The 815-nt window shown below is 52.8% G+C and carries 1 rRNA gene; it reads left to right on the top strand.

Annotated features, from left to right (window positions below):
• Nucleotides 1-815, top strand: a 23S ribosomal RNA gene (locus tag D5066_RS22780); the annotation flags it as partial.

An 815-nucleotide genomic window follows, 5' to 3' on the forward strand; every position in this document is an offset into this window, starting at 1 on the left:
TGTGAACTCGAAGAGTAGGGCGGGACACGTGGTATCCTGTCTGAATATGGGGGGACCATCCTCCAAGGCTAAATACTCCTGACTGACCGATAGTGAACCAGTACCGTGAGGGAAAGGCGAAAAGAACCCCGGCGAGGGGAGTGAAAAAGAACCTGAAACCGTGTACGTACAAGCAGTGGGAGCCTCTTTATGGGGTGACTGCGTACCTTTTGTATAATGGGTCAGCGACTTATATTCTGTAGCAAGGTTAACCGTATAGGGGAGCCGAAGGGAAACCGAGTCTTAACTGGGCGTTAAGTTGCAGGGTATAGACCCGAAACCCGGTGATCTAGCCATGGGCAGGTTGAAGGTTGGGTAACACTAACTGGAGGACCGAACCGACTAATGTTGAAAAATTAGCGGATGACCTGTGGCTGGGGGTGAAAGGCCAATCAAACCGGGAGATAGCTGGTTCTCCCCGAAAGCTATTTAGGTAGCGCCTCGTGAACTCATCTTCGGGGGTAGAGCACTGTTTCGGCTAGGGGGCCATCCCGGCTTACCAACCCGATGCAAACTACGAATACCGAAGAATGTTATCACGGGAGACACACGGCGGGTGCTAACGTCCGTCGTGAAGAGGGAAACAACCCAGACCGCCAGCTAAGGTCCCAAAGTCATGGTTAAGTGGGAAACGATGTGGGAAGGCACAGACAGCCAGGATGTTGGCTTAGAAGCAGCCATCATTTAAAGAAAGCGTAATAGCTCACTGGTCGAGTCGGCCTGCGCGGAAGATGTAACGGGGCTAAACCATGCACCGAAGCTGCGGCAGCGACACT

The organism is Enterobacter chuandaensis, from assembly GCF_003594915.1.
Classification (GTDB): domain Bacteria; phylum Pseudomonadota; class Gammaproteobacteria; order Enterobacterales; family Enterobacteriaceae; genus Enterobacter; species Enterobacter chuandaensis.